The 24,632-nt window shown below is 58.5% G+C and carries 22 protein-coding genes and 2 tRNA genes; 20 read left to right on the top strand and 4 right to left on the bottom strand.

What is annotated here, in order from left to right; genetic code table 11:
* The first annotated feature begins 178 nt into the window (after positions 1–178).
* Positions 179–724, top strand: coding sequence for a polyhydroxyalkanoate synthesis repressor PhaR (gene phaR / locus AMM33_RS05480; protein ID WP_090139568.1), 546 nt, complete (start codon positions 179–181; stop codon positions 722–724).
* A gap of 69 nt (positions 725–793) precedes the next feature.
* Positions 794–2,203: a 30S ribosomal protein S12 methylthiotransferase RimO gene (gene rimO / locus AMM33_RS05475; RefSeq protein WP_090139369.1), complete on the top strand. Its 1,410-nt coding sequence runs from the start codon at positions 794–796 to the stop codon at positions 2,201–2,203.
* A 117-nt stretch (positions 2,204–2,320) separates the two neighbouring features.
* Here the strand turns inward: rimO and AMM33_RS05470 are convergent.
* Together AMM33_RS05470 and AMM33_RS05465 are read right to left on the bottom strand one after the other, a co-directional pair.
* A tRNA-Leu gene (locus tag AMM33_RS05470) sits at positions 2,321–2,405 on the bottom strand.
* 153 nt (positions 2,406–2,558) lie between these two features.
* Positions 2,559–2,643, bottom strand: a tRNA-Leu gene (locus AMM33_RS05465).
* Positions 2,644–2,694: 51 nt separating this feature from the next.
* On the opposite strand from AMM33_RS05465, the gene rnr reads away from it, so the two are divergent.
* Entirely contained in the window at positions 2,695–4,938 is a 2,244-nt protein-coding gene (gene rnr / locus AMM33_RS05460) for a ribonuclease R (protein ID WP_090139368.1), read from the top strand.
* Between the two features lie 22 nt (positions 4,939–4,960).
* Here rnr and AMM33_RS05455 read toward each other — a convergent pair whose 3' ends face one another.
* The gene (locus AMM33_RS05455; protein ID WP_090139367.1) at positions 4,961–6,481 is read right to left on the bottom strand and encodes an NAD(P)H-hydrate dehydratase; all 1,521 of its coding nucleotides are present in this window, start codon (positions 6,479–6,481) and stop codon (positions 4,961–4,963) included.
* Positions 6,482–6,485: 4 nt separating this feature from the next.
* Positions 6,486–7,841, bottom strand: coding sequence for an amidase (locus AMM33_RS05450; protein ID WP_090139366.1), 1,356 nt, complete (start codon positions 7,839–7,841; stop codon positions 6,486–6,488).
* Between the two features lie 222 nt (positions 7,842–8,063).
* Here AMM33_RS05450 and rpsB point away from each other — a divergent pair, with 222 nt between their 5' ends.
* The 17 genes from rpsB to carA all read left to right on the top strand — a co-directional run bounded on the left by rpsB (position 8,064) and on the right by carA (position 24,631).
* Positions 8,064–8,813 (top strand): 30S ribosomal protein S2, encoded by a 750-nt coding sequence (gene rpsB / locus AMM33_RS05445; protein WP_062405026.1) that lies wholly within the window; start codon positions 8,064–8,066, stop codon positions 8,811–8,813.
* A 78-nt stretch (positions 8,814–8,891) separates the two neighbouring features.
* Positions 8,892–9,785 carry a translation elongation factor Ts gene (tsf, locus tag AMM33_RS05440; RefSeq protein WP_053176622.1) on the top strand — a complete coding sequence of 298 codons (894 nt, stop codon included), beginning with the start codon at positions 8,892–8,894 and terminating at the stop codon, positions 9,783–9,785.
* 59 nt (positions 9,786–9,844) lie between these two features.
* Positions 9,845–10,567: a UMP kinase gene (gene pyrH / locus AMM33_RS05435; protein WP_090139365.1), complete on the top strand. Its 723-nt coding sequence runs from the start codon at positions 9,845–9,847 to the stop codon at positions 10,565–10,567.
* A 24-nt stretch (positions 10,568–10,591) separates the two neighbouring features.
* Positions 10,592–11,152, top strand: coding sequence for a ribosome recycling factor (gene frr, locus AMM33_RS05430; RefSeq protein WP_090139364.1), 561 nt, complete (start codon positions 10,592–10,594; stop codon positions 11,150–11,152).
* Positions 11,153–11,224: 72 nt separating this feature from the next.
* Positions 11,225–12,073: a phosphatidate cytidylyltransferase gene (locus AMM33_RS05425; RefSeq protein ID WP_090139363.1), complete on the top strand. Its 849-nt coding sequence runs from the start codon at positions 11,225–11,227 to the stop codon at positions 12,071–12,073.
* Positions 12,074–12,083: 10 nt separating this feature from the next.
* Positions 12,084–13,280, top strand: coding sequence for a 1-deoxy-D-xylulose-5-phosphate reductoisomerase (ispC, locus tag AMM33_RS05420; protein WP_090139362.1), 1,197 nt, complete (start codon positions 12,084–12,086; stop codon positions 13,278–13,280).
* 269 nt (positions 13,281–13,549) lie between these two features.
* A complete protein-coding gene (bamA, locus tag AMM33_RS05415) occupies positions 13,550–15,817 on the top strand; it encodes an outer membrane protein assembly factor BamA (protein WP_090139361.1) in 2,268 nt (755 codons plus the stop codon).
* A gap of 5 nt (positions 15,818–15,822) precedes the next feature.
* On the top strand, positions 15,823–16,335 hold the full coding sequence (locus tag AMM33_RS05410; protein WP_228767976.1) for an OmpH/Skp family outer membrane protein: 513 nt from the start codon (positions 15,823–15,825) through the stop codon (positions 16,333–16,335).
* A 24-nt stretch (positions 16,336–16,359) separates the two neighbouring features.
* A complete protein-coding gene (lpxD, locus tag AMM33_RS05405) occupies positions 16,360–17,346 on the top strand; it encodes a UDP-3-O-(3-hydroxymyristoyl)glucosamine N-acyltransferase (RefSeq protein WP_090139359.1) in 987 nt (328 codons plus the stop codon).
* A gap of 2 nt (positions 17,347–17,348) precedes the next feature.
* Positions 17,349–17,789 (top strand): 3-hydroxyacyl-ACP dehydratase FabZ, encoded by a 441-nt coding sequence (gene fabZ / locus AMM33_RS05400; RefSeq protein WP_090046181.1) that lies wholly within the window; start codon positions 17,349–17,351, stop codon positions 17,787–17,789.
* 6 nt (positions 17,790–17,795) lie between these two features.
* Positions 17,796–18,611, top strand: coding sequence for an acyl-ACP--UDP-N-acetylglucosamine O-acyltransferase (gene lpxA, locus AMM33_RS05395; RefSeq protein WP_090139358.1), 816 nt, complete (start codon positions 17,796–17,798; stop codon positions 18,609–18,611).
* 50 nt (positions 18,612–18,661) lie between these two features.
* Entirely contained in the window at positions 18,662–19,603 is a 942-nt protein-coding gene (locus AMM33_RS05390) for a Gfo/Idh/MocA family protein (RefSeq protein WP_090139357.1), read from the top strand.
* Between the two features lie 33 nt (positions 19,604–19,636).
* Positions 19,637–20,737, top strand: coding sequence for a DegT/DnrJ/EryC1/StrS family aminotransferase (locus tag AMM33_RS05385; protein ID WP_090139356.1), 1,101 nt, complete (start codon positions 19,637–19,639; stop codon positions 20,735–20,737).
* Positions 20,737–21,909, top strand: a complete 1,173-nt coding sequence (gene lpxB, locus AMM33_RS05380) for a lipid-A-disaccharide synthase (protein WP_090139355.1) — start codon at positions 20,737–20,739, stop codon at positions 21,907–21,909. The genes AMM33_RS05385 and lpxB overlap by 1 nt, the downstream gene beginning before the upstream one ends.
* The gene (gene rnhB, locus AMM33_RS05375; protein ID WP_090139354.1) at positions 21,881–22,498 is read left to right on the top strand and encodes a ribonuclease HII; all 618 of its coding nucleotides are present in this window, start codon (positions 21,881–21,883) and stop codon (positions 22,496–22,498) included. Before lpxB ends, rnhB begins: the two co-directional genes overlap by 29 nt.
* Positions 22,495–23,268, top strand: a complete 774-nt coding sequence (locus tag AMM33_RS05370) for a TrmH family RNA methyltransferase (RefSeq protein ID WP_090139353.1) — start codon at positions 22,495–22,497, stop codon at positions 23,266–23,268. Before rnhB ends, AMM33_RS05370 begins: the two co-directional genes overlap by 4 nt.
* Positions 23,269–23,467: 199 nt before the next feature.
* Positions 23,468–24,631 carry a glutamine-hydrolyzing carbamoyl-phosphate synthase small subunit gene (gene carA, locus AMM33_RS05365; RefSeq protein ID WP_090139352.1) on the top strand — a complete coding sequence of 388 codons (1,164 nt, stop codon included), beginning with the start codon at positions 23,468–23,470 and terminating at the stop codon, positions 24,629–24,631.
* The last annotated feature ends 1 nt before the right edge of the window (position 24,632 follow it).

The raw sequence follows: 24,632 nt of genomic DNA, 5'->3' as shown, positions 1-24,632 counted from the left end.
TGGCTTGACACTCGAAAAGCTCAGGGTTAACCAAGGCGACAAGCCCCAAAGTGTGTGCCTAAAATGGTGCATTGCAGCAGATTTCTCATGGTCTGCCTGTCACCAGGAGTTTTCTTTGCCGGTCAAGCCCTCAGTCAAGTCTGTCAATTCGACCAAGCCCCCTCGGACTTCCCAGAAGGTGCGCACACCCGATTCGCCGCCCGCAGCCGGAGCCGTTCGGACGATCAAAAAATACCCCAATCGGCGTTTGTACGATACGCAAACTTCTACCTACGTGACTTTGGCCGAGATCAAGAAGCTGGTCATGGCCGCTTCACCTTTGGTGGTGCTGGATGCCAAAAGCGGCGAAGACCTGACGCGTTCCATCTTGCTGCAGATCATTTTGGAAGAGGAGTCTGCGGGCGTGCCCATGTTCAGCGAAGCGGTGCTGTCCAACATCATCCGTTTTTATGGCCACGCCATGCAGGGCCACATGGGCTCTTATTTGGAAAACCATGTCCAGTCCTTCATGGACTGGCAAAGCAAGCTGGGCGAGTCCAGCCCGGCCCTGAGCCCGGAAGTGTGGTCGCAGTTCATGCAGTGGCAAACGCCTTTGATGCACAACATGTTTTCTGGTCTGGCCAACCCCTCGCAAAACGTGATGGCGCAAATGCAGGACCAAATGCAAAAGCAGATCCAGAAGAATACCGAACAGCTCTTGGGCGTCATGGGTTTGAGGACTTGATGGGCGCTTCAAGCCCACTTCAAACCCCTTTTGTCACAAGCCGGTCGTTTTTGCGGGGACAATGCGGGGATGAGTGAAATGACCCCTACCGCCTCCTTGCCTGCCAGCCAGCCCGCCCCCAAAGTGGGGTTTGTCAGCTTGGGTTGTCCCAAAGCGCTGACCGATTCCGAGCTGATCCTCACCCAGCTGAGCGCCGAGGGCTACCAGACTTCCAAGACTTTTGAGGGCGCTGACCTTGTCATCGTCAACACCTGTGGCTTCATTGACGAAGCCATTCAGGAAAGCCTGGACACGATTGCCGAAGCCCTGAACGAGAACGGCAAAGTGATCGTGACCGGTTGCCTGGGCGCCAAAACAGGTGAGGGCGGTGGCAACATGGTGCGGGAAATGCACCCCAGTGTGTTGGCCGTGACTGGGCCGCACGCCACCCAAGAGGTGATGGACGCGGTGCACACACACCTGCCCAAACCCCATGACCCGTTTCTGGATTTGGTGCCCGGTGGCTTTGGCGAAGCGGGCCTCAAGCTCACGCCACGCCACTACGCGTATTTGAAAATCAGCGAAGGCTGCAACCACCGCTGCACCTTTTGCATCATCCCGTCGATGCGGGGCGATCTGGTCTCGCGCCCGATTGGCGATGTGCTCAAAGAAGCCAAGGCCTTGTTTGAAGGCGGCGTCAAAGAACTGCTGGTGATCAGCCAAGACACTTCGGCCTACGGCGTGGATGTGAAATACCGCACGGGTTTTTGGGACGGCAAACCGGTCAAGACCCGCATGCTGGAGCTGGTGCAGACCTTGGGCGAGATGGCCCGCGAGCACGGTGCCTGGGTGCGGTTGCACTATGTCTACCCTTATCCGAGCGTGGACGACATCATTCCTTTGATGGCGCAGGGCCTGGTGTTGCCTTATTTGGATGTGCCGTTTCAGCACAGCCACCCCGATGTGCTGCGCCTCATGAAGCGTCCGGCCAGTGGCGAAAAAAACCTGGAGCGCATCCAGCGCTGGCGCGAGTTGTGCCCCGAGTTGGTGATACGCAGCACCTTCATTGCCGGTTTTCCGGGAGAGACCGAAGAAGAGTTTGAGCATCTGCTGGGCTTTTTGCGCGAAGCGCAAATCGACCGCGCGGGGTGTTTTGCCTACAGCCCGGTCAAGGGCGCAACGGCCAACGACTTGCCTGGCATGCTGCCCGAGGCACTGCGTGAAGAGCGCCGCGCCCGCTTCATGGCGGTGGCCGAAGAGGTGTCGATCGCCCGCTTGCAACAACGCGTGGGCGCGACCATGCAGGTGCTGGTGGACAGCGCGCCGGCCATGGGCCGACGCGGCGGGGTGGGGCGCAGCTTTGGTGATGCCCCCGAGATCGATGGCGTGGTGCGTTTGCTGCCTCCTGAGAAGATCAGCAAAACGCTCAAGGTGGGTGAATTCACCCGTGCCCGCATTGTGGGCGTGGAAGGCCATGATCTGGTGGGGGTGCCGGTTTGATGTGTCTGCGGCTGCTTGACTTGGGGTCGGGCAGTTGCAGCCATGTCGTGCATGCATTCGATGCGGGCAACAAAAAAGCCATTGATCAAGGATCAACGGCTTTTGATTGTTTGGATTTGGTGCCCAGAAGAGGACTCGAACCTCCACGCCTCTCAGCGCTAGTACCTGAAACTAGTGCGTCTACCAATTCCGCCATCTGGGCATCTCAGGAAGCCTTGAATTATAGGGCACGCAAGAGTGCTTATGGCCCTTCACTTGAAAAAAGCATGCAGTTTTTGAATCTGGAAAATCTGGGCAATAAAAAAGCCGATGACTTGTGGTCATCGGCTTTTTTGATCTCATACTTGTATAAGATTGGTGCCCAGAAGAGGACTCGAACCTCCACGCCTCTCAGCGCTAGTACCTGAAACTAGTGCGTCTACCAATTCCGCCATCTGGGCATCTCAGGAATCCAAGGATTGTATATTAAAAAATTAGCTCCAACCAGCGGGATGCTGGAAGAAATTGAAGGTCAGGTGCAAGGGCATCGCGATGGTCATGGCTTTTTGATTCGCGACGATGGTGAATCAGACATTTACCTGCCGCCGAACGAAATGCGTGCGGTGCTGCACAAAGATCGTCTGAGGGTGCGAGTGGTTCGACAAGACCGCAAAGGACGCCCTGAAGGACGCGTGGTCGAGATCACAGAGCGCCCCGAGCAACCCATCATCGGACGCTTGCTCCAAGAAGGTGGCTTGTGGCTGGTGGCGCCCGAGGACAAACGCTACGGCCAGGACGTGATGATCCCCAAAGGGGCCACGGGCACGGCCAAGCCGGGCCAGGTGGTGGTGGTCGAGTTGACCGAGCCGCCTGCCTTGTTCGGGCAACCTGTGGGCCGCGTCAAAGAAGTGCTGGGCGAGATCGACGACCCGGGCATGGAGATCGAAATCGCGGTGCGCAAATACAGCGTGCCGCATGAGTTCTCTGCCGAATGCATAGACCAAGCCAAAGGCCTGCCCGACAAAGTCCTGGCCAAGGACCGCAAGGACCGCGTGGATTTGCGCGATGTGCCCTTGGTCACGATCGACGGTGAAGACGCCCGCGACTTTGACGACGCCGTGTATTGCGAACCGGCCAAGGTGGGCCGAGGTAAGGGTTGGCGTTTGCTGGTGGCGATTGCCGACGTGAGCCACTATGTGCAAACCGGCAGTGCCATTGACATCGATGCCTACGACAGGGCTACCAGCGTGTATTTCCCGCGCCGCGTGATCCCCATGCTGCCCGAAAAATTGTCCAACGGCCTGTGCTCGCTCAACCCCGACGTGGACCGTTTGTGCATGGTCTGTGACATGCTCGTCAACGCCAAAGGCGATGTGCACGCCTACCAGTTTTACCCGGCAGTGATGCACAGCCATGCACGCTTTACCTACACCGAAGTGGCCGCCATTTTGGGCAACACGCGCGGGCCAGAAGCGGCCAAACGTAAAGAGCGCGTGACCGACCTGATGAACCTGCAGGACGTTTACAAAGCGCTGCTGGCCTCACGCGCGGTGCGCGGTGCGGTGGACTTTGAAACCACTGAAACGCAAATCGTGTGTGACGAGAGCGGCCGTATTGAGAAGATCGTGCCGCGCGTGCGCAACGAAGCGCACCGTTTGATCGAAGAGGCCATGCTGGCGGCCAACGTCTGCAGCGCCGACTTCATCCAGCAGGGCAAGCACCCCGGCTTGTTCCGGGTGCACGAAGGCCCGACGGCTGAGAAAAAAGATATCCTGCGCAATTACCTCAAGGCGCTGGGTTTGGGCATGGGTATCAGCGACGAGCCGCACACCAGCGAGTTCCAGAAGATCGCGCTTGCGACCAAGGACCGCCCGGACGCACAGCAGATCCACACCATGCTGTTGCGCTCGATGCAGCAGGCCATCTACACCCCGGTCAACAGCGGGCACTTTGGTCTGGCCTACGAGGCTTATACGCACTTCACCAGCCCAATCCGGCGCTACCCGGATTTGCTGGTGCACCGGGTCATCAAGGCGATTTTGCTGGATCGCAAATACACGTTGCCCAGCTTGCCCGTGCCCGGCGAGGCGCATGCCAAGCTGAGCAAACGCCTGGAGAAAAGCCGCGCGGCCAAGGGCGACGCGCCCGAATCGTCTGCGCCACGGGTGCGCATGTCGGCCGCCGACCAACGCGCTTGGGAAGCTGCGGGCCTGCACTGCAGCGCCAACGAGCGCCGCGCCGACGAGGCCAGTCGAGATGTGGAAGCCTGGCTCAAGTGCAAGTACATGCGCGAGCATTTGGGCGAGGAATACAGCGGTGTGGTGTCTGCGGCCACCAGCTTCGGCATCTTTGTGACCTTGGACACTTTGTATGTCGAGGGGCTGGTGCACATCACCGAGCTGGGCGGCGAGTATTTCCGCTTTGACGAGTTGCGCCAGGAGTTGCGCGGCGAGCGCACAGGCATCCGCTACGCCATTGGCAGCCGGGTGCAGGTGCAGGTCAGCCGGGTGGACCTGGACGGGCGCAAGATCGACTTCCGGTTGGTGACACTTGGCGAAGATTTGGTGCCGCGGGCCATGCGCGACAAAGGCGTGTTGGGCCCAGCAGAAGGTGGGCGCGACAAAAAGCGGGGTGCTCAGGACCGTCGCCAGGCCGACGCCGCGCGCAACCGCTCACCCATCCAGGCGCTCAAGGCTTCGGTGAAAAAAGCGGCCGCCAAGAAAAAAGGCCCGAGGACCACCAAGCCTCGGCGCTGAGGCCGTTCATGTCAGTCGCTGCTTAGGCCAGCCGCCGTGCCAGTCGGCTGGCGGTGAGTGCCTCGCCAGGTGGCCAGTCATCGGCCACCTGGCCGTGCTGCGCCACGGCTGCGCAGGCTGCCTCGAAGGCGGCTTCAAAGGTGTTTTGGCCTTGCGCCATGCGCGCGCCCACCAGCCCGGCCAGCACATCACCTGTGCCGCCAATGGCCAGTCGGCCATTGCCCGTGATGTTGATGCGCGGCGTGTGTCCGGGCGCGGCGATCACGGTGCCTGAGCCCTTCAGGACCACGCCGCATTGGAAACGCTCGGCCAGTTCTTGTGCCGCTTTGAGGCGGTCGTTTTGCACCTGGGCCGTATTGCAGCCCAGCAAGCGGGCGGCCTCTAGCGGGTGGGGTGTGATGACGGTGGCTTGTGGTGCCGAGTGCGCAGCCCGCTGGCGCAGCGCGTCTTGAAGAGCGCTGTCTTGCGCCACGGCATTGAGGCCATCGGCGTCCAGCACCAGACCGCTACTGCGCTGCAGCACCTCGGGCAAGACCGCTTGAACAGCGGTACCGCCACCGCAGCCGCACACCACATGGAGTTTTTCAAGCGCCAGCCGCTTGAATTCGCGTTGCATCACATCGGGTGGGGCGCTGTCGCTGGCTTGTCCAGACAGCAGGCTCAAAATGACACGCCCCGCACCCGCGTGCAAGGCGGCTGTGGCCGCCAAAACGGCCGCGCCACTCATGCCCATGCCGTGTGTGGCCATGCCTTCGCCACCGATCACCGCCACATCGCCGTGGCTGCCTTTGTGGCTGGCGTGGGGTTTAGGTGCTGATGTGTAGGGTTGATTGAGCCAGGCCAGAGGCGGGACGCTGTGCTGGCTGGGGCGATAGCCCAAGTCATCGAGCCAAATTTGGCCGCTGGCGTCGCGCCCATGCCCCATGAGCAGACCGGCTTGCACCGCGATGAGGCTCAGGGTGTGTTCGGCTCGAACAGCCAAGTGGTCGCCGCTCTCGCCACTCTCGTCGCCCAGCCACTGGCCCGAGTATGGGTTCAGCCCGGTGGGCACATCGATGGCCAGCACGGGCGCCTTGCCCTTTTGCATGGCCTGCACGCAGACCCGCAAATCGGCGCTCAAGGGGCGCGCTGCACCGATGCCCAACAGGGCGTCAATGCACAGGTCCTGTGCGTCCAGCTGCGCAAGCCATTCGGTGGGCACGCCAGTCTGAATGCTCACGCCAGCCTGCTGCGCCCGTTGCGCGGCCGCTTGGGCATCGGCCGGGCCTGGGCCGTCCGAGCTCACCAGGCTGACCACCACTTCTTTGCCCCATTGGTGCAGGTTCAATGCGGCCTCCAGACCGTCACCGCCGTTGTTGCCCGGACCTGCAGCGACCCAGATGCGCCGGGCATGCGGTGCCACGGCCAGGGCCAGCCGGGCGCAGGCCAGCCCCGCGCTTTGCATCAAGGGCGTGGGGCTGAGGGCCTGCAGCGCAGGTTCGAGCTGCCGCACCTGCACTGCCCGCAGGATTGGCCAGGCGTGTGAGCGGCTCAGGATGTGCATGGTTTCAGTGCTCTTGCAACAAGGGTTCGAGCAGCAAGGCCAGCTGCAAAATGGTGTCGTCGTGCATGGCCGCGTGCCAGGCCATCAAGCCCACAGGCAGTTCGCCCGGCGCATGGCAGGGCAGCGAGATGCCGCAGCCGTCGAGTGTGTTCACGGCGCTGGTGTTGCGCAGCAACAGACCGTTGACCCGGAAGAACTCTGAGTCGCGCTCTGCCCCCGGGGCCACGACGCTGATTTCTGGACCGGTGATCGGGGTTGTGGGCGAGAGCACGGCGTCATACCCCACCAGGGCGGCTTCCACGCGGCGAATCCATTGCTGACGTGCCTGCACCAAATCCATGTACTCGTGGGCTTTCATGCCCGAGCCGCGCATCAGGCGCTGCAGAACGCGTGGGTCGTAATGTTCACTGTCCCGCTCCAGCCATTCGCGGTGCCAGGCAAAGCCCTCGGCCGGGCTGAAGCCGCCGGTGCTCATCATCGGGGCCAACTCGTTCAGCTCGCTCAGATGGATCTCGTCGATGCGCGCCCCGGCAGCGCGCAGGCTGTTCAGGCTGCGCTCAAAAGCCCGCGACACTGTGGCGTCCATGCCGTCTTGCATCAGGTGCCTGACCACCGCCATGCGGTAGCCGGACAGCGGCCGCTGCCCCAAGGGGACGCGTCTGGCCGACAGCACCTCGTGCGCCAAAATCGCGTCGCGCACGCTGCGCGTCATGGCGCAGACGGTGTCGAGTGTGGTGGACAGGGGCAGGGCGCCTTGTGTGGGCACCAAGCGGGCGGTGTTTTTGAAGCCCACGATGCCGTTCAGCGCAGCGGGCACCCGGATGGAGCCGCCCGTGTCCGAGCCCAGACCGATAAAAGCGGCGCCGGTGGCCACCGAGACGGCCGCGCCGGAGCTCGAGCCGCCGGGCGCATAGGCCTGCTCGTGGGTGCCGACGGCGTGGTCGTGGAGTCCGTCCCAGGCGGCGGGTGTGTCGTAATGGGGGTTGGTGCCCACGCCCGAAAAAGCAAATTCGACCATGTTCGTGCGCCCGATCAGGCCCGCGCCAGCGGCCCGCAAACGTGCCACGGCCAGACAGTCTTTTTGCGCCGGGGCCTGGTTTTTCAGGACGATGGAGCCGGCCTGGGTGACCTGCCCTTGAACGTCAAACAGGTCTTTGATGGACACCGCCAGGCCCGCGAGCGGGCTTTGGCCCACTTGGGGCTGACTGGCTGTTTGCTGCAGTGCTTCGGGTGTCAGTTGCATGAAGGCATGCTTGCAGGCTGGGCTTTGCGCCACAGCCAAACACGCTTGAGCAAGGGCTTGGGGCGTTGTGGACCCGGCCCGAATGGCTTGCCGGGTGGCGATCAGGTCAGCTTTCATGAGGAGAGGTCACTTTCGGGTGGGTCAGGATGCTATAATCCTAAGGCTTTGCTGAGTGCAGGTGCTGTCTTTTGAGTGTCATGTTCAACATCACGCCAAACAGTTCTCAATCTCAGCGAAGTTCATCCGCGAATCCGTCCCGTCAAGGTGTTGCGCCCAGTGTTTTACAGGCTGTGCGCGATCAGTGGACCGGATTTTAGAACCAACCTTTGGAGTGTTTTTATGTCCGTTACCATGCGCGAAATGCTGGAAGCCGGTGTCCACTTTGGTCACCAAACCCGCTTCTGGAACCCCAAGATGGCCCCGTTCATCTTCGGGCACCGCAACAAAATCCACATCATCAACCTGGAAAAATCGCTGCCGATGTTCCAGGATGCGATCAAGTTCGCCAAGCAGTTGTCTGCCAACCGCGGCACCATCTTGATGGTCGGCACCAAGCGTCAAGCCCGTGAACTGGTGGCTGCTGAAGCCCAGCGAGCTGGCGTGCCTTTCGTCGACCAGCGCTGGTTGGGCGGCATGCTGACCAACTTCAAGACCGTCAAGACCTCGATCAAGCGTCTGAAGGATATGAAGGCTCAGCAAGAAGTCGGCCTCGACAGCCTGAGCAAAAAAGAGCAGTTGATGTTCAAGCGCGAGATGGAAAAGCTCGAAAAAGACATCGGTGGCATCCAGGACATGGCGGCTTTGCCTGATGCGATTTTCGTGATCGACGTGGGTTACCACAAAATTGCCATCTCGGAAGCCAAGAAATTGGGCATCCCATTGATCGGTGTGGTGGACTCCAACCACTCGCCTGAAGGCATCGACTACATCATCCCCGGCAACGACGACTCGGCCAAGGCCGTGGCTTTGTACGCCCGTGGCATCGCTGACGCGATCATCGAAGGCCGTGCCAATGCGGTCAACGACGTGGTCAAGGCCGTGACCGAAGGCTCCGACGAATTCGTCGAAGAAGCCAACGCTTCCGCCTGAGTTCCCAACACTCGATGAAAGGGGCTTTGTGGCCCCTTTTTTTTAATCTGACTTTTAGACTGAATACGGAGAAATCAAATGGCTGCAATTACCGCAAGCATGGTCGCTGAACTGCGCGCAAAAACCGACGCCCCCATGATGGAGTGCAAAAAAGCCCTGACCGAAGCCGAAGGCGACATGGCCAAAGCTGAAGAGTTGCTGCGCGTCAAGCTGGGCACCAAAGCTGGCAAAGCCGCTTCCCGCGTGACCGCCGAAGGCGTGGTGACCAGCTTTGTGAACGGCACCACAGGCGCCATGATCGAAGTCAACTGCGAAACCGACTTCGTGACCAAGAACGACAGCTTCCTGGCTTTGGCCAACGCTGCTGCAAAACTGGTGGCCGAGCACAACCCAGCCGACATCGCGGCTTTGGGCGAGTTGCCTTACAGCCAAGACGGCTTCGGCCCGACTCTGGAAGAAGTGCGCAAGGGCCTGATCGGCAAAATCGGTGAGAACATGAGCTTCCGCCGCTTCAAGCGTGCCGCTGGCGCAGCCAAGATTGCCAACTACTTGCACGGCACCCGCATCGGCGTTTTGGTCGAGTACGAAGGTGACGAAACTGCCGCTAAAGATGTGGCCATGCACGTGGCTGCGATGAAGCCCGTGTCCTTGACCAGCGCCGAAGTGCCTGCCGAGTTGATCGAAAAAGAGCGCTCGGTCGCTGCGGCCAAGGCTGCCGAGTCCGGCAAGCCTGCGGACATCGCCACCAAAATGGTCGAAGGCTCGGTGCAGAAGTACCTCAAAGAAGTGTCTTTGTTCAACCAGTCCTTCGTCAAGAACGACAAGCAGACCGTCGAGCAGATGCTCAAGGCCGCTGGCACCACCGTGAGCGCATTCACTTTGTACGTGGTGGGCGAAGGCATTGAGAAGAAGGTCGACGACTTCGCCGCCGAAGTGGCGGCTCAAGTGGCTGCCGCTCAAGGCGCAGCCTGAGTTCACGCCCCTGCTGATTTGCCAACCCATCGTCCACATTGAACCCCAAGGAGCCCCTCATGTCTTCAGCCAAGCCAGCCTTTAAGCGCATTTTGCTCAAGCTGTCCGGCGAGGCCTTGATGGGGGACGATGCCTTTGGCATCAACCGCGCCACCATCGTGCGCATGGCCGAAGAGATCGCCGAGATCAACCGGTTGGGCGTGCAGGTGGCGGTGGTCATTGGTGGCGGCAACATCTTCCGCGGTGTGGCCGGGGGGGCTGTGGGCATGGACCGTGCCACGGCCGATTACATGGGCATGCTGGCCACGGTGATGAACTCCCTGGCCTTGGCAGACGCCCTGGACAAGGCGGGCCTGACTGCTCGCGTCATGTCGGCCATTGGCATCGACCAAGTGGTGGAGCCCTATGTGCGCCCCAAGGCCTTGCAGTACCTCGAAGAGGGCAAGGTCGTGGTGTTCGCGGCGGGCACGGGCAATCCGTTTTTCACGACCGACACGGCGGCTGCTTTGCGCGGTGCCGAGATCGGTGCCGAGATGGTGCTCAAGGCCACCAAGGTCGATGGTGTCTATACCGCCGATCCGAAAAAAGACCCCTTGGCCACGCGTTACAGCGAAATCAGCTTCGACGAGGCCATTTCGCGCAATTTAGGCATCATGGATGCCACGGCTTTTGCCTTGTGCCGCGACCAGAAACTGCCGATCAAGGTGTTTTCGATCATCAAGAACGGCGCTTTGAAGCGCGTGGTGCTGGGTGAGGACGAAGGCACCCTGGTTTATGCTTGAGCCCGTTCTGACGAGGAGAACCCCATGACCATTGCAGACATCAAGAAAACAACCGAAACCAAAATGGAGCAATCCATTGCGGCCTTCAAAAACAACCTGACCAAGATTCGCACCGGGCGTGCCAATCCGGCCTTGCTCGACACCATCCATGTCGATTACTACGGCTCCATGGTGCCTTTGTCGCAAGTGGCCAACGTGTCCTTGATGGACTCGCGCACCATCAGCGTGCAGCCTTGGGAAAAAGGCATGGGCGCCAAGATCGAAAAAGCCATCCGCGAAAGCGAGCTGGGCCTGAACCCCGCTTCCATGGGTGATCTGATCCGCGTGCCCATGCCCCCCATGAGCGAAGAGCGCCGCAAGGAAATGACCAAGCTGGCCCGCACAGAAGGCGAGAATGGCAAGATTGCCATTCGCAACTTGCGCCGCGATGCCAATGAATCGGTGAAGAAACTGGTCAAGGACAAGGAAGCGTCTGAGGACGATCAAAAGCGTGCCGAGGCAGATGTCCAGAAACTGACAGACAAACGCATGACCGAAATCGACCAGTTGGTGACTGCCAAAGAGCAAGAAATCATGGCCGTCTGAATGTGAGCTGATGCCGTGGCTGTCCACGGCCCGCACGGCCGCCCGATTGGCGGCCTTTTTTTTGGAGAAACCATGCTCAAGCAAAGAATCATCACAGCCTTGGTGATGTTGGCTGTTTTGTTACCTGCACTGTTCGCCTCGGATTCCGGGCCGTTCATGGGCTTGACGATGCTCTTGATCGCCGCAGGTGCTTGGGAGTGGGGCCGCATGAATGGCGTGGGCACTTGGGGGGCTTGGTTGGGCGCAGGCATTTGTTGGCTACTGTGTATGGGCGCCATGCAGTCGGGCTGGGTGCAGCATGCGCCTGCTTCAATTTGGTGGCTGGCAGGGCTGCTGTGGGTGCTTTTGGGGGCTTGGATGATCCACCGAGGTGTGGCGGGATGGTTACGCTGGCCACAAGGCATGCGCTGGACCGTGGGTCTATTTCTTTTGGCCTTGGCTTGGCTGGCGATGGCGCAGGCCCATCACAGGGGTGTCAATTTCTTGCTTTCAGTTCTGGTCTTGGTTTGGGCTGCTGACGTTTTTGCTTATTTCTTTGGCCGTGCATGGGGGGGGCGATGGGTCCCCTTCAAATTGGCTCCAGGCATCAGTCCCGGTAAAAGTTGGGAAGGTGTTTTAGGCGGCATGTTGGGTGTCTTGCTTGTCGCGGTCGTTTGGACCCAAGTTGATCAGAATGCAGGTCTGACGAATCTGAGCTTTTTCAGTTTGTTGTTTCAGCAAGGTGGGTTGGTGGCCATACCTGCTTTGCTTTTCATGTCCACCATGAGTGTGGTGGGCGATTTGGTGGAGTCGCTGGTCAAACGCAGCGCAGGATTGAAGGACAGTTCGGGATTGTTGCCAGGTCACGGCGGCGTACTCGACCGTGTGGATGCCTTGCTGCCGACCTTGCCTTTGGCCATGATGATGCTGGCCTGGATGTAAAGGGATTGAGATGACTGTCAAACAAAACATCACCATTTTGGGGTCGACCGGCTCGATCGGAACCAGCACCCTCGATGTCATTTCACGCCATCCCGAGCGGTTTTCTGTTTACGCCCTGACTGCATCCCGTCAGGTGGATGTGATGTTGGCGCAATGTGCCCAATTCAAGCCGGCCATGGCCGTCATGGCCCGTGAGGATGCAGGCCGTGCTTTGGCCGATAAAGTCAAGGCAGAGGGCTTGCCTGTAGACGTGCGCTGGGGCCCGACCGCCTTGGATGAGGTGGCCAGTGCCCCGGGTGTCGATGCGGTGATGGCCGCTATTGTGGGGGCAGCAGGTTTGTCGCCTTGTCTGGCTGCTGCGCGGGCAGGCAAGAGATTGCTGCTGGCCAACAAGGAAGCTTTGGTGGTGGGCGGGGAAGTGTTTTTGTCAGCGGTGCGCGAGGGCGGGGCGGCTTTGCTGCCCATTGACAGCGAACACTCTGCCATTTTTCAATCATTGCCAGATGATCCGGCAACTTGGCAGCGACGTGTGCACAAAATCATCTTGACGGCATCGGGTGGGCCTTTTCGCACGCGTGAGCCCCAGAGTCTGAGAGATGTCACGCCGGAGCAGGCTTGTGCGCATCCCAATTGGGTCATGGGTCGGAAGATATCCGTGGATTCGGCCACGATGATGAACAAGGCCTTGGAGGTCATTGAGGCCCGTTATTTGTTTGGCGTTCAGCCTGATCAGTTGGAGGTGGTGATTCACCCTCAGAGTGTGATTCACTCCATGGTTCAGTACCGTGATCATTCCGTGGTGGCTCAACTGGGAACGCCAGACATGCGTGGTCCGATTGCCTACGGACTCAGTTGGCCCGAGCGCATCGAGTCAGGCGCTGCCGCCCTCGATTTCCATGCCTTGGCTGCGATGACTTTTGAAGGCATGGATGCGCACGACCATGCACAGCGGTTTCCGGGACTGAAGCTGGCTTGGGAAACCTTGAAAGGGGCACCGGGCAGTTGTGCCGTTCTTAATGCGGCCAATGAAGTGGCTGTGGATGCGTTTTTGAAGCAACAAATCCGCTTCGATCAAATCCACGAGGTCAATCAAGGTACCTTGGATACATTGGTCTGGATGGCGCCTGAGAGTTTGGAGAATTTGATGGTGTTGGATCGGCGCAGTCGTGATGCGGCCCTGGCGGTCGTTTCTCGCATGAAGCCTTGATGCTCCAGGTCACGTCTTTGCTGATGCAAAGCTGCTTTTTGGGATGTGTCCTGATGTATTATCTTTCGGGTGTCGGTCGTGCTTGGTCAGAGGGGGGCTGAGCGGATTCGAGTCAGATTTTTTGTGGTCAAAGTTGCTGCAAAAATGTTGTTTTAACAATTCTCGGGATGCATCAATGGCGCCATCGGGTGGTGTGTGATGGATCTTGATGTCTCCACGGTTGCTTCATGAATTTTTCAATTACGCGCTCCTTTTCACAACCTGCGTCGATGGCGGCATTGACCACGATGTTGGCGTGCCTGCCTGCCTGGGCCGTGACGCCATTTACTGTGCGTGATATCCGGGTTGAGGGTTTGCAGCGCATTGAGCCCGGTACGGTGTTTGCATCCCTGCCCTTTAGAGTGGGCGATCAATATGCGGATGACAAAGGCGCAGCGGCGATTCGTGCGCTCTTTGCTTTGGGATTGTTCAAGGATGTGCGCCTAGAAACACAGGGTGATGTGTTGGTTGTGGTCGTTGAAGAGAGGCCTTCCGTGGCGCTTGTCGAGTTTGTGGGACTCAAGGAGTTCGACAAGGATGTTCTGATCAAGGCGCTGAAAGAAGTGGGTTTGTCAGAAGGGCGTCCTTTTGACAAGGCCCTTGCTGACAAGGCCGAGCAGGAATTGAAGCGCCAATATATCAACCGAAGCCTTTATGGCGCTGAGGTCGTTTCAACTGCCACCCCCATAGATCGAAACCGGGTCAACCTGACCTTTACGATCACCGAAGGTGGGCCTGCCAAGATCAGTCAAATTCAGATTGTGGGCAATAAGAGCTTCACTGAGTCTGAATTGAGAGATCAATTCAATTTGGACACGGGTGGCTGGATGAGCTGGTACACCAAGTCAGACCGCTATTCGCGCACCAAACTCAATGCTGACTTGGAGGCATTGCGGTCCTTTTATCTGGCCAGGGGTTTTTTGGAGTTTCGCATTGATTCGACCCAAGTGGCCATGTCGCCCAACAAACAAGACATGTCCATCACGATCAATGTGTCTGAAGGTGAGCGATTCGTGGTCTCCGGCGTCAAGCTCGAAGGCAATTACCTGGATAAAGAGGACGAATTCAGGACCTTGGTCAAAATCAAGCCCGGTCAAGCCTACAACGCAGAAACAGTGGCTGAAACGACAAAGGCGTTCACCGATTACTTTGGCAAGTTTGGTTTTGCCTTTGCTCGCGTAGAAGCCAAGCCTGAAATTGATCGTCAAAACAACCGTGTCCAGTTTGTTTTGCTGGCTGAGCCCTCGCGCCGGGCTTATGTTCGCCGCATCAACGTTGCGGGCAACAACCGCACGCGAGATGAGGTGATTCGCCGTGAATTCCGTCAATTTGAAGCGGCTTGGTACGACGGTGACAAGATCCGATTGTCTCGCGACAGAGTGGATCGTTTGGGTTATTTCACGGGCGTGAATGTGGAAACACAAGAAGTGCCCGGTGCGCCCGATCAGGTTGATTTGGTCTTGTCTGTGGTAGAAAAGCCCACGGGAAGCGTCTCTTTGGGTGCGGGTTTTTCTTCAGCAGAAAAAGTGGCTCTGAGCTTTGGCATTCAGCAAGAAAATGCCTTCGGATCTGGCAACTATCTGGCTATTTCGGTCAACACCAGCAAGTTCAACCAGAACTTGGTCTTGAGTACGACCGACCCTTATTTCACCCAAAATGGGGTGTCCCGAACTTTGGATGTCTTTCACCGCACAACGCGTCCTTTATTGGGCGATCTGAATGCTTACAGTCTGGTGAACTCGGGACTGGGTCTTCGCTTTGGTGTCCCTGTCACCGAAACAGATCGGGTTTTCATGGGGCTCAATGTTGAGCAGACCCAAATCCGCGAGGGAACGACTCTCGGTTTGCCCGTTGAATACAAAGAGTATGCAGCTCAATTTGGATCAACCAGCACGGCTTTGCCCTTGACTTTGGGTTGGGCTCGTGACGGTCGTGACAGTGCCTTGGTGCCCACCCGTGGTTCTTTGCAACGTTTCAATTCTGATGTCAGCGTGGCAGGCGATGTGCGTTATATCCGTAGCAGTTATCAATTCCAGCAGTACATACCGTTGAGTAAAAAATACACTTTGGCATTCAATACTGATTTGGGTTGGGGGAAAGGCCTAAATGGACAGCCTTACCCACTTTTCAAGAACTTTTATGTCGGCGGGTTGGGGAGTGTTCGAGGTTTTGAGCAGTCGACTCTGGGGCCCAGTTCGACGACAACGCGCATTTACCTGGGAGGACCCAAAAAAATGGTCTTCAATGCCGAATTCATCACGCCATTCCCCGGTGCTGGCAATGACAAAACCCTTCGTATGTTTGGTTTCGTGGATGCAGGCTATGCCTTCAAAGACACTGAAGATGTGGCGTTCAGTGCTTTGCGGGCTTCGGCAGGTGTCGGCTTGAGCTGGATTTCTCCCATGGGGCCATTGCGCTTTTCGTATGCCAACCCGATTCGCAAGCAGAGTGGCGATAGAATCCAACAACTTCAATTCCAAATCGGAACATCCTTCTAATGACCATGATTCGCAAACACTTCACCATGGCCTTGATTGCAAGTGCCAGCGTATTCGCATCATTTGCTCAAGCGCAGGAATTTAAGTTGGGCTTTGTGAATACCGAACGCATCTTTCGCGAAGCAGCGACTGCCAAGCAAGCGCAGGCGAAGCTGGAGCAGGAGTTTTCTCGACGAGAGAAGGAACTGGTCGAGGCAGGAAATACCTTGAAGCAGGCCTCAGAGAAGTTTGAGCGCGAAGCGCCCACTTTGCCTGAGTCGCAGCGAACAGCACGCCAAAAGACCTTGATTGATCAGGATCGCGAGTTTCAGCGCAAGCGTCGCGAGTTTCAGGAAGATCTCAATGCCCGCAAAAACGAAGAACAGCAAATGGTGGTTGAACGTGCGAACCGTGCGGTCAAACAAGTTGCTGAGTCTGAGAAGTACGACGTGATTTTCCAGGAAGCGGTGTACATCAATCCCAAACATGACATCACCGAAAAAGTCATCAAGGTGCTCAATGCCTCAGCTGGCAAATAAACAGTTCCGTATCTGCTGGACATTGTGTCTTTGAAACTTGGTTTGATCGTAGAGGCACTCGGCGGTCGTTTGTTGGGAAATCCTGATTTGTTGATGTCAGGCCTTGCACCCTTGCAGTCCGCTCAGCCCCATCAGATCTCATTTTTAAGTCACCCCAGATACAAAACCCAGTTGGCCAGCAGTCAGGCCGGATGTGTGATTGTGGGTGCCGCCTTGGAGCCTGAAGTGGTGACACGCACATCTGCGATCATCACTGACGATCCCTACCTTTATTTCGGCCGTTTAACCCGTCTTTGGAAAAGTGCACATGCTCAGGCAGCAGGTCCGCGCATTCATCCCTCTGCGGTCATTGATCCCACTGCGATCATTGCGCCCGATGCCGTGATCGGCCCTTTGTGTGTGGTGGAGCGCGGAGCCGAAGTCGGCTCCGGAACTTGGTTGAAGTCCCGCGTGACGTTGGGTGAAGATTGCAAAATCGGGGCGCGTTGCCTGTTGCATTCGGGTGTGGTCATTGGTGCCGATGGTTTTGGGTTCGCGCCTCACCAAGGCCAGTGGGAAAAAATTGAACAACTGGGCGCGGTGCGCATCGGCAACGATGTGGAAATCGGGGCCAATACCTGCATTGACCGGGGTGCATTGGAGGATACGGTCATTGAGGACGGTGTCAAACTCGACAACCTGATTCAGATTGGCCACAACGTGCAGGTTGGCCAGCACACGGCCATGGCCGGGTGCGTCGGCGTGGCTGGGAGTGCCAAGATTGGCGCCCATTGCACCGTGGGTGGTGGCGCCGTGGTGCTGGGTCATCTGAGCCTGGCTGACCATGTGCACATTTCTGCGGCCTCGGTGGTCACGCGTTCCATCTCGCAACCAGGCCATTACACCGGGATGTTTCCGCTGGACAGCAATGCCAACTGGGAAAAGAACGCCGCCAGCCTCAAACAACTGTCCCGCTTGCGCGACCGCATCAAAGCCCTTGAGGCGGACATTCAAAACAACAAGGAAAACTGACCATGATGGACATTCACAAAATTCTCAAGCAGCTGCCGCACCGCTACCCCTTTTTGCTGGTGGACCGTGTGCTGGAGCTCGAAAAAGGCGTGCGCATCAAGGCTTTGAAGAACGTCACGATCAATGAGCCATTTTTCACAGGCCATTTCCCTCACCGTCCGGTGATGCCGGGCGTGTTGATGCTGGAGGCGCTGGCCCAAGCGGCTGCATTGTTGTCTTTTGACACCTTGGACGCCGCGCCCGATGACAACACGGTTTATTACTTTGCGGGCATTGACGGTGCGCGGTTCAAGCGTCCGGTGGAGCCGGGCGATCAGTTGACCCTGGATGTGCAGCTGGACCGCATGAAGGCTGGCATTTTCAAGTTCAAGGCCCAGGCCAAGGTGGGTGACGAGCTGGCCTGTGAGGCCGAATTGATGTGCACCATGCGCAAAATTGCCTGAGGACCTATGGCGACTATCCATTCCACCGCATTGGTTGATCCGGCAGCTCAGCTGGACGCCTCCGTGACCGTTGGTCCTTACACCATCATTGGCCCGAATGTGGTCATCGGTGCTGGCTCCACGGTGGACTCGCATTGCACGATCGAGGGCCACACCACCATCGGCCAGAACAACCACATCCACAGCTACACCTCCTTGGGCGCTGCGCCGCAGGACAAAAAATACGCGGGAGAGCCGACCCGTTTGGTGATCGGCAACGGCAACACCATCCGGGAGTTTTGCACTTTCAATGCCGGCACCGTCAATGGTGGTGGTGTGACCCAGGTGGGTGATGACAACCTGTTCATGGCTTATGTCCATTTGGCGCACGATTGCCAAATTGGCAGTCACACGATTTTTGCCAACAACTCTCAACTGGCGGGTCATGTGGTGGTGGGTGACTGGGTCATCCTGGGCGGCTTCACGGTGGTGCGCCAATTCTTGCGTTTGGGTGCGCACAGCTTCACGGCCATGTGCACGTTGTTGTTTGCCGACTTGCCGCCTTATGTGACGTGCCAGGGCCAGCCGGCTTCTGCCCGTACTGTGAACGCCGAAGGTTTGCGTCGGCGCGGTTATTCGCCTGCCCGAATCGCTGCCGTCCGGGCCATGCACAAAGCCCTGTACCGAGAAAACCTCACGCTGGAAATGTCCAAAGAGCGCATCTTGCAGATCGCCAAGGACAAACCCGAAGTTCAGGCCGATGTGGACATGATGCTGGACTTTTTGTCAGGCGTTTCGCCCAAAGTGGGCATTGTGCGTTCGCGTCGCCGCTCGGTCGATTGAACAACCCAAGGGTCAGGTCTTTCCTGGCCCGAGCATGAAAGGAGGGCCCTGTGGCCCTGTTGCGTTGCGCCGTCATTGGCGTTGGTTATCTGGGCAAATTTCATGCTCAAAAGTACGCCAAAATTCCCGAGTGTCAGCTCGTCGCGGTGGTGGACAGTCGGCAAGAGCAGGCCGAGGCTGTCGCCGGGCCTTTGGGCTGTGTGGCGCTGACGGATTACCGTGCACTGATCGGTCAGGTCGATGCGGTCTCCATTGTGGTGCCCACACAGGGTCATTACGACGTATGCGCCGAATTTCTTCGGGCCGGGGTGCATGTCTTGGTCGAAAAGCCCATGACCACCACCCTGGAGCAGGCCGATGCGCTGATCCGCCTGGCCAAGGAAAGCCAATGCGTTTTGGCCGTGGGCCATTTGGAGCGCTTCAACCCGGCCGCTTTGGCGTTGGAGCCCTTGTTGTCCAACCCACGATTTATCGACAGCTCACGTTTGGCCCCGTTCAAGCCACGCGCTACCGATGTGAGCGTGCTGTTGGATTTGATGATCCATGATGTGGATTTGATTTTGTCGCTGGTCGACAGCGAGCTGGAAAGTGTGGAGTGCTCCGGAGCGCGGGTGCTGACATCCGATATCGACATTGCCAATGCGCGGATTCGCTTTGCCAACGGCTGCGTGGCCAATGTGACCGCCAGCCGTGTGAGCGCCAAGAGTGAGCGCAAAATGCGTGTGTTTCAATATCAGGCTTGCCACTCTTTGGACTTTCAGGCCCGCACCTTGACGACTTACCGAGGTGCCACCACGCCCCTGGCCGATCCTGAGCAGGCCATTGAGCGCCACGAGCGGTCGTTTGGCGAAGCTGATCCCCTGTTTTCTGAAATCCTTGACTTTGTCGAGAGCATTCGTGATGGCCGCCCCCCCAAGGTGAGTGGTGAGGCCGGACGCCGTGCGCTGGAAGCCGTTCAGCGCATCACCGAAGCCACCCGTTTGATTTCCTGATTTTCTGTTTTTAGCCTGTTTGAAAGGTACGCCATGCCCATCCCTATGGTCGATCTGGTCGCGCAATACCGCGATCTCCAGCCCCAGCTAGAACCCGCTTTTTTGAGTGCCCTGAATGCTGCCCAATTCATTTTGGGCCCCAATGTCCAAGCCTTTGAAAAAGAGGCGGCTGACTACCTGGGCGTGGCCCACGCCATCACTTGCGCCAATGGCACAGATGCCTTGCACCTGGCTTTGCTGGCGGCCGACATTGGCCCGGGCGACGAAGTCATCACCACACCCTTCACCTTCATTGCCACTGCAGAGGCGATTGCCTATGTGGGCGCCAAAGCCGTGTTTGTGGACATCGATCCGCGCACCTTCAACATCGACGTTGAGCAGACCCGCCGAGCGATCACATCGAAAACCAAGGCTTTGTTGCCCGTGCATTTGTTTGGACAGCCTGCTGACCTCGCGCCTCTAATGGCTTTGGCCCAAGAGCACCAGTTGCAGCTGGTGGAAGATTGTGCGCAGTCCTTCGGTGCTGATATCGGCGGTCGCAAAACGGGCGCCATGGGCGATGTGGCGGCTTTCAGCTTCTTTCCCAGTAAAAACCTGGGCTGTTACGGCGACGGCGGCATGGTGACCACCCAGTCCGATGCCATGGCCGAAAAGCTGCGCATGCTGCGCAACCACGGCAGCAAAGTGCGTTATTACCACGACATCATTGGCTATAACAGCCGCTTGGATGAGCTACAGGCGGTGGTTTTGAGAGCCAAGATGCCCCTTATTGATCGTTACAACCAGGAGCGTCGCCGTGTGGCCCACCGCTACAACGCGGGTTTGGCCGGGCTGAATGTGCAAACGCCTTTTGAAGACGGTGTGGGTCTGCACGTCTACCACCAGTACACCTTGCTGACCGATGACCGTGCGGCCATCCAGCAGGCCTTGACCGCGCAACAAATCGCCAGCGCTGTTTATTACCCCGTGCCTTTGCACCAGCAAAAAGTGTTTGCCTCCATCGCGGCTGGCGCCAGCTTCCCGGTGACCGAATCGGTGGCCGAGCGTTGCCTGTCTTTGCCGATTTATCCTGAGCTGAGCAACGAAGCCATCGACGAGGTGTGCGGCGTCATTCGCCAGGCTTTGAAGGCGTGATGGCGGACGCACGGCCAACATCGACCATGGTCACGCCAGACTTGCGTGTCAGCATGGTGGCGGCCGAGCGTTCGGGCGATATGCTGGCGGCCTTGTTGTTGCAAGGCATGCAAAAAACCTGGCCGCTCTTGCAAGCTTCGGGCATTGGCGGGCCGCAGATGGATGCGACCGGTTTCGTGTCGCGTTGGTCCTGTGACGAGTTGTCGGTGCGCGGTTTGGTGGAGGCGCTTTGGCGATACCGCCACATCAATGGCATCCGGCAGGCCTTGATCCAGGATTTGCAGGCCTCTCCCCCGGATTTGTATGTGGGGGTGGACGCTTCCGACTTCAACTTGCCCGTGGAACGTTTGCTGCGACAAAAGGGTGTGCCCACGGTCCAGTTGGTGTGTCCCTCCATTTGGGCCTGGCGTCCGGAGCGGGTCCAAAAAATCCGCGACAGCGTGGACCATGTGCTGTGCATTTACCCTTTTGAGCCAGAGTTGTTGGCCCAACACGGGATTGAGGGCACCTTCGTCGGCCATCCGGTGGCCGATGTGATTGCACTGGTGCCTGACCGCTTGCAAGCGCGTCAAGACTTGGGCTTGCCTGCAGAGGGCCCCATCGTTGCCTTGCTGCCGGGCAGCAGACCTTCCGAGGTGAAGGGTCTGGCCTTGCCTTTTCTGGAAGCGGCTCGGCTCATGCACGCACAAAGACCCGAGTTGAAGTTTGTGCTGCCGACCCACGGCCCTCTGAAGCCTATGGTCGAGGCGGCCATCGCTCAGGCCGGCCTGCAGGCGCATGTTCATTTGGTGATGGGCCGTTCGCACGAGGTGCAGGCCGCTTGTGATGTGGCGTTGGTGGCCAGCGGTACAGCCACGCTGGAGACCGCTTTGCACAAACGGCCCATGGTCATTGCCTACAAAATGCAGTGGTTGTCCTGGCAAATTGCCAACCGCAAGCGCTTGTTGCCCTGGATTGGATTGCCCAATATTTTGTGCAACGAAAGCTTGGTCCCCGAGTTCTTGCAAGAGCAGGTCCAGCCCCAAGCATTGGCCCAGGCCGTTTTGCGTTGGCTGGACGATCCAGCGGCGGTGGTCAAAATCCAGCAGCGTTTTGCCGACCTGCACCTTCAATTGCGTCGGGATATGCCGACGCTGGCCAGTCATGCGATCCAAAAAGTCCTTGCCGCTTGAGCAAAAAAACTTGAGCTGGGCGACCCATGGTCTGGTGGCTGGGGTGGATGAGGCCGGGCGCGGTCCTTTGGCCGGCCCGGTGGTCGCGGCGGCGGTGATTCTGGACGATCTGAACCCGATTCAAGGCTTGAACGACTCCAAAAAACTCACAGCCAAACGCCGTTCAACCCTGTTTGACGAGATCCGGGCGCGGGCCCTGTGTTTTGCGATTGCCGAGGCCAGCGTGCAGGAAATTGACCAAATCAACATCTTGCAAGCCACTTTGCTGGCCATGAAGCGGGCCGTTGAGGCTTTGTGTTTGCCGCCGAAGTTGGTGCTGGTCGATGGCAACCGCTTGCCCACCTTGTCGATTCGTGCCGAAGCCATCGTCCAAGGCGATGCGCTGGTGCCCGCCATCTCGGCCGCTTCGATTTTGGCCAAGGTGCACCGCGACCGTTTGTGCGAAGTGATGCACCAACAGTACCCCCTGTATGGTTTTGACCAGCACAAAGGCTACGGCACAGCCCAGCATTTGGCCGCTTTGCAAGCCCATGGCCCAGCGGCCTGCCACCGCATGACATTTGCCCCGGTGGCCAGGAGTGTGCGATGAAACCGATCAGCTCGCGAGACAACCCACAGCTCAAAGCCTGGCGGCGCTTGGCCCAGGACAGCACGGCTTACCGCAAGGCGGGGCAGTTCTGGCTGGAAGGCGATCACCTGTGCCGCGCCGCCTTGCAGCGCGGTGTGCGTCCGCTGCAGGTGGTGCTGACCGAGTCGTTTCAAGCCGAGCAGGGCGATGAGTGGCAGGGACTGACCGATCAGACCTTTGTGGTGCCCGATGCCTTGTTTGCCAGCTTGAGTGGCCTGGAGTCACCGGCCCGCGTGGGTTTTGTGGTGGCCTGGCAGGCGGCCCAAGAAGTGTTGCCAGATGCATCCACCGTGGTGCTGGACCGTTTGCAGGATGCCGGCAACGTCGGGGCCATTTTGCGCTGTGCCTCGGCCTTCGGTTACCGCCAGGTGCTGGCCATCAAGGGCACGGCGGCCTTGTGGTCGCCCAAGGTGCTGCGTGCGGGCATGGGGGCGCATTTTGGTCTGCATCTGGTCGAAGCGCTCAGCGAGGCTGATGTGGCAGCTTTGCAGGTGCCTTTGCTCACCACCAGCTCTCACGAAGGGCCTTTTTTGCACGCCTTGCTGCAAGCGGGAGAATTGCCCCAAAAGTGTTCATGGGTCTTCGGGCACGAAGGGCAGGGCGTCAGCGCCACCCTGATGGTCATGGCCCGGCACCAGGTGCGCATTGCCCAGCCGGGTGGTGAAGAATCGCTCAATGTGGCCACGGCAGCGGCCATTTGCTTGCACGCCAGCGCCACGTCAGGTCCTTGATCCATTAGCGGTTTGGCCGAAGGGGCTGAGGGCGTGATTTGTCAGGGTTTACTAGCGGTCCTCAGCTATAATGAGAGGCTTTCCCGCATCAACCTGTACGCCACAGTCCATCCCAGGCCCATTCCTCGAACAAGCAGCCAAAAAGAGATCCCATCTCTGGTGAGTGCTGAGGCGTACCCGAACTATTCCGGAGAACCCAGTGCTTTTGTCTCTTCAGGGAACCTTCCCGCCCGCCATCCTGGCGCTTGCAGACGGCACGGTCTTTATCGGCAATTCGATCGGAGCCACCGGCTCCACCGTCGGCGAAGTGGTGTTCAACACCTCTCTCACCGGCTACCAGGAAATCCTCACCGACCCCAGCTATTGCCAGCAGATCGTCACCCTGACGTACCCGCACATCGGCAACTACGGGGTCAACGTGGAAGACATCGAATCCGAGAAAGTCCATGCCGCAGGCCTCATCATCAAAGACCTGCCTTTGGTGGCGAGCAACTTTCGCTCCAGCCAAACCTTGTCGTCCTACCTGGTGGATGCTGGCACAGTGGCCATTGCGAACATCGACACTCGCCAACTGACCCGCATCTTGCGCACAAAGGGTGCCCAAAACGGTGCCATCGTGGGTTTGGCCAAAGGCCAAGCGGTCACCCAAGCGGTCATTGACCAGGCGATTGCCGCAGCCAAGGCAGCCCCCAACATGGCGGGTCTCGATTTGGCGCAAAAAGTCACCGTGGCCCAGCCTTATGACTGGACCCAAACCGAGTGGCAACTGGGTGCCGGATATGGCACTCAGACATCGCCCAAGTTCCATGTCGTCGCGTACGACTTTGGCGTGAAGAAAAACATCTTGCGCATGTTGGCCGAGCGCGGTTGCAAAGTGACTGTGGTCCCTGCTAAGACGCCTGCGGCTGAAGTACTCCAGCACAATCCCGACGGCATCTTTTTGTCCAACGGCCCTGGCGATCCACAGCCTTGCGACTACGCGATTGCAGCGGCGGCCGAGTTGATTGAAACCGGTATCCCCACATTCGGCATTTGCCTGGGCCACCAGATCATGGCTTTGGCCAGTGGCGCGAAAACTTTCAAGATGAAGTTTGGCCACCACGGCGCGAACCATCCTGTGAAAGACCTCGACTCAGGTCGCGTGTCCATCACCAGCCAAAACCACGGTTTTGCGGTGGATGAAAAGTCCTTGCCCGCCAACTTGCGCGCCACACACGTGTCTTTGTTTGACGGCACCTTGCAGGGCCTGGCCCGCACCGACAAGCCTGCGTTCTGCTTCCAGGGTCACCCCGAAGCGTCGCCCGGCCCGCACGACATTACTTACCTCTTTGACCGCTTCATCAAAATGATGGAGGCGAAATAAC

The sequence above is a fragment of the Limnohabitans sp. DM1 genome, assembly GCF_001269385.1.
GTDB lineage: Bacteria > Pseudomonadota > Gammaproteobacteria > Burkholderiales > Burkholderiaceae_C > Limnohabitans_A.
This window is presented reverse-complemented; position numbering and strand designations above follow the sequence as displayed.

What these genes read in the sequence shown, in the direction of transcription:
- rimO (WP_090139369.1), top strand. Translation starts at nt 794, where the DNA reads ATGAGTGAAATGACCCCTACCGCCTCCTTGCCTGCCAGCCAGCCCGCC.
- rnr (WP_090139368.1), top strand. Translation starts at nt 2,695, where the DNA reads ATGCTGGAAGAAATTGAAGGTCAGGTGCAAGGGCATCGCGATGGTCAT.
- AMM33_RS05455 (WP_090139367.1), bottom strand. Translation starts at nt 6,481, where the DNA reads ATGCACATCCTGAGCCGCTCACACGCCTGGCCAATCCTGCGGGCAGTG.
- AMM33_RS05450 (WP_090139366.1), bottom strand. Translation starts at nt 7,841, where the DNA reads ATGAAAGCTGACCTGATCGCCACCCGGCAAGCCATTCGGGCCGGGTCC.
- rpsB (WP_062405026.1), top strand. Translation starts at nt 8,064, where the DNA reads ATGTCCGTTACCATGCGCGAAATGCTGGAAGCCGGTGTCCACTTTGGT.
- tsf (WP_053176622.1), top strand. Translation starts at nt 8,892, where the DNA reads ATGGCTGCAATTACCGCAAGCATGGTCGCTGAACTGCGCGCAAAAACC.
- pyrH (WP_090139365.1), top strand. Translation starts at nt 9,845, where the DNA reads ATGTCTTCAGCCAAGCCAGCCTTTAAGCGCATTTTGCTCAAGCTGTCC.
- frr (WP_090139364.1), top strand. Translation starts at nt 10,592, where the DNA reads ATGACCATTGCAGACATCAAGAAAACAACCGAAACCAAAATGGAGCAA.
- AMM33_RS05425 (WP_090139363.1), top strand. Translation starts at nt 11,225, where the DNA reads ATGCTCAAGCAAAGAATCATCACAGCCTTGGTGATGTTGGCTGTTTTG.
- ispC (WP_090139362.1), top strand. Translation starts at nt 12,084, where the DNA reads ATGACTGTCAAACAAAACATCACCATTTTGGGGTCGACCGGCTCGATC.
- bamA (WP_090139361.1), top strand. Translation starts at nt 13,550, where the DNA reads ATGGCGGCATTGACCACGATGTTGGCGTGCCTGCCTGCCTGGGCCGTG.
- AMM33_RS05410 (WP_228767976.1), top strand. Translation starts at nt 15,823, where the DNA reads ATGATTCGCAAACACTTCACCATGGCCTTGATTGCAAGTGCCAGCGTA.
- fabZ (WP_090046181.1), top strand. Translation starts at nt 17,349, where the DNA reads ATGATGGACATTCACAAAATTCTCAAGCAGCTGCCGCACCGCTACCCC.
- lpxA (WP_090139358.1), top strand. Translation starts at nt 17,796, where the DNA reads ATGGCGACTATCCATTCCACCGCATTGGTTGATCCGGCAGCTCAGCTG.
- AMM33_RS05385 (WP_090139356.1), top strand. Translation starts at nt 19,637, where the DNA reads ATGCCCATCCCTATGGTCGATCTGGTCGCGCAATACCGCGATCTCCAG.
- lpxB (WP_090139355.1), top strand. Translation starts at nt 20,737, where the DNA reads ATGGCGGACGCACGGCCAACATCGACCATGGTCACGCCAGACTTGCGT.
- rnhB (WP_090139354.1), top strand. Translation starts at nt 21,881, where the DNA reads ATGCGATCCAAAAAGTCCTTGCCGCTTGAGCAAAAAAACTTGAGCTGG.
- AMM33_RS05370 (WP_090139353.1), top strand. Translation starts at nt 22,495, where the DNA reads ATGAAACCGATCAGCTCGCGAGACAACCCACAGCTCAAAGCCTGGCGG.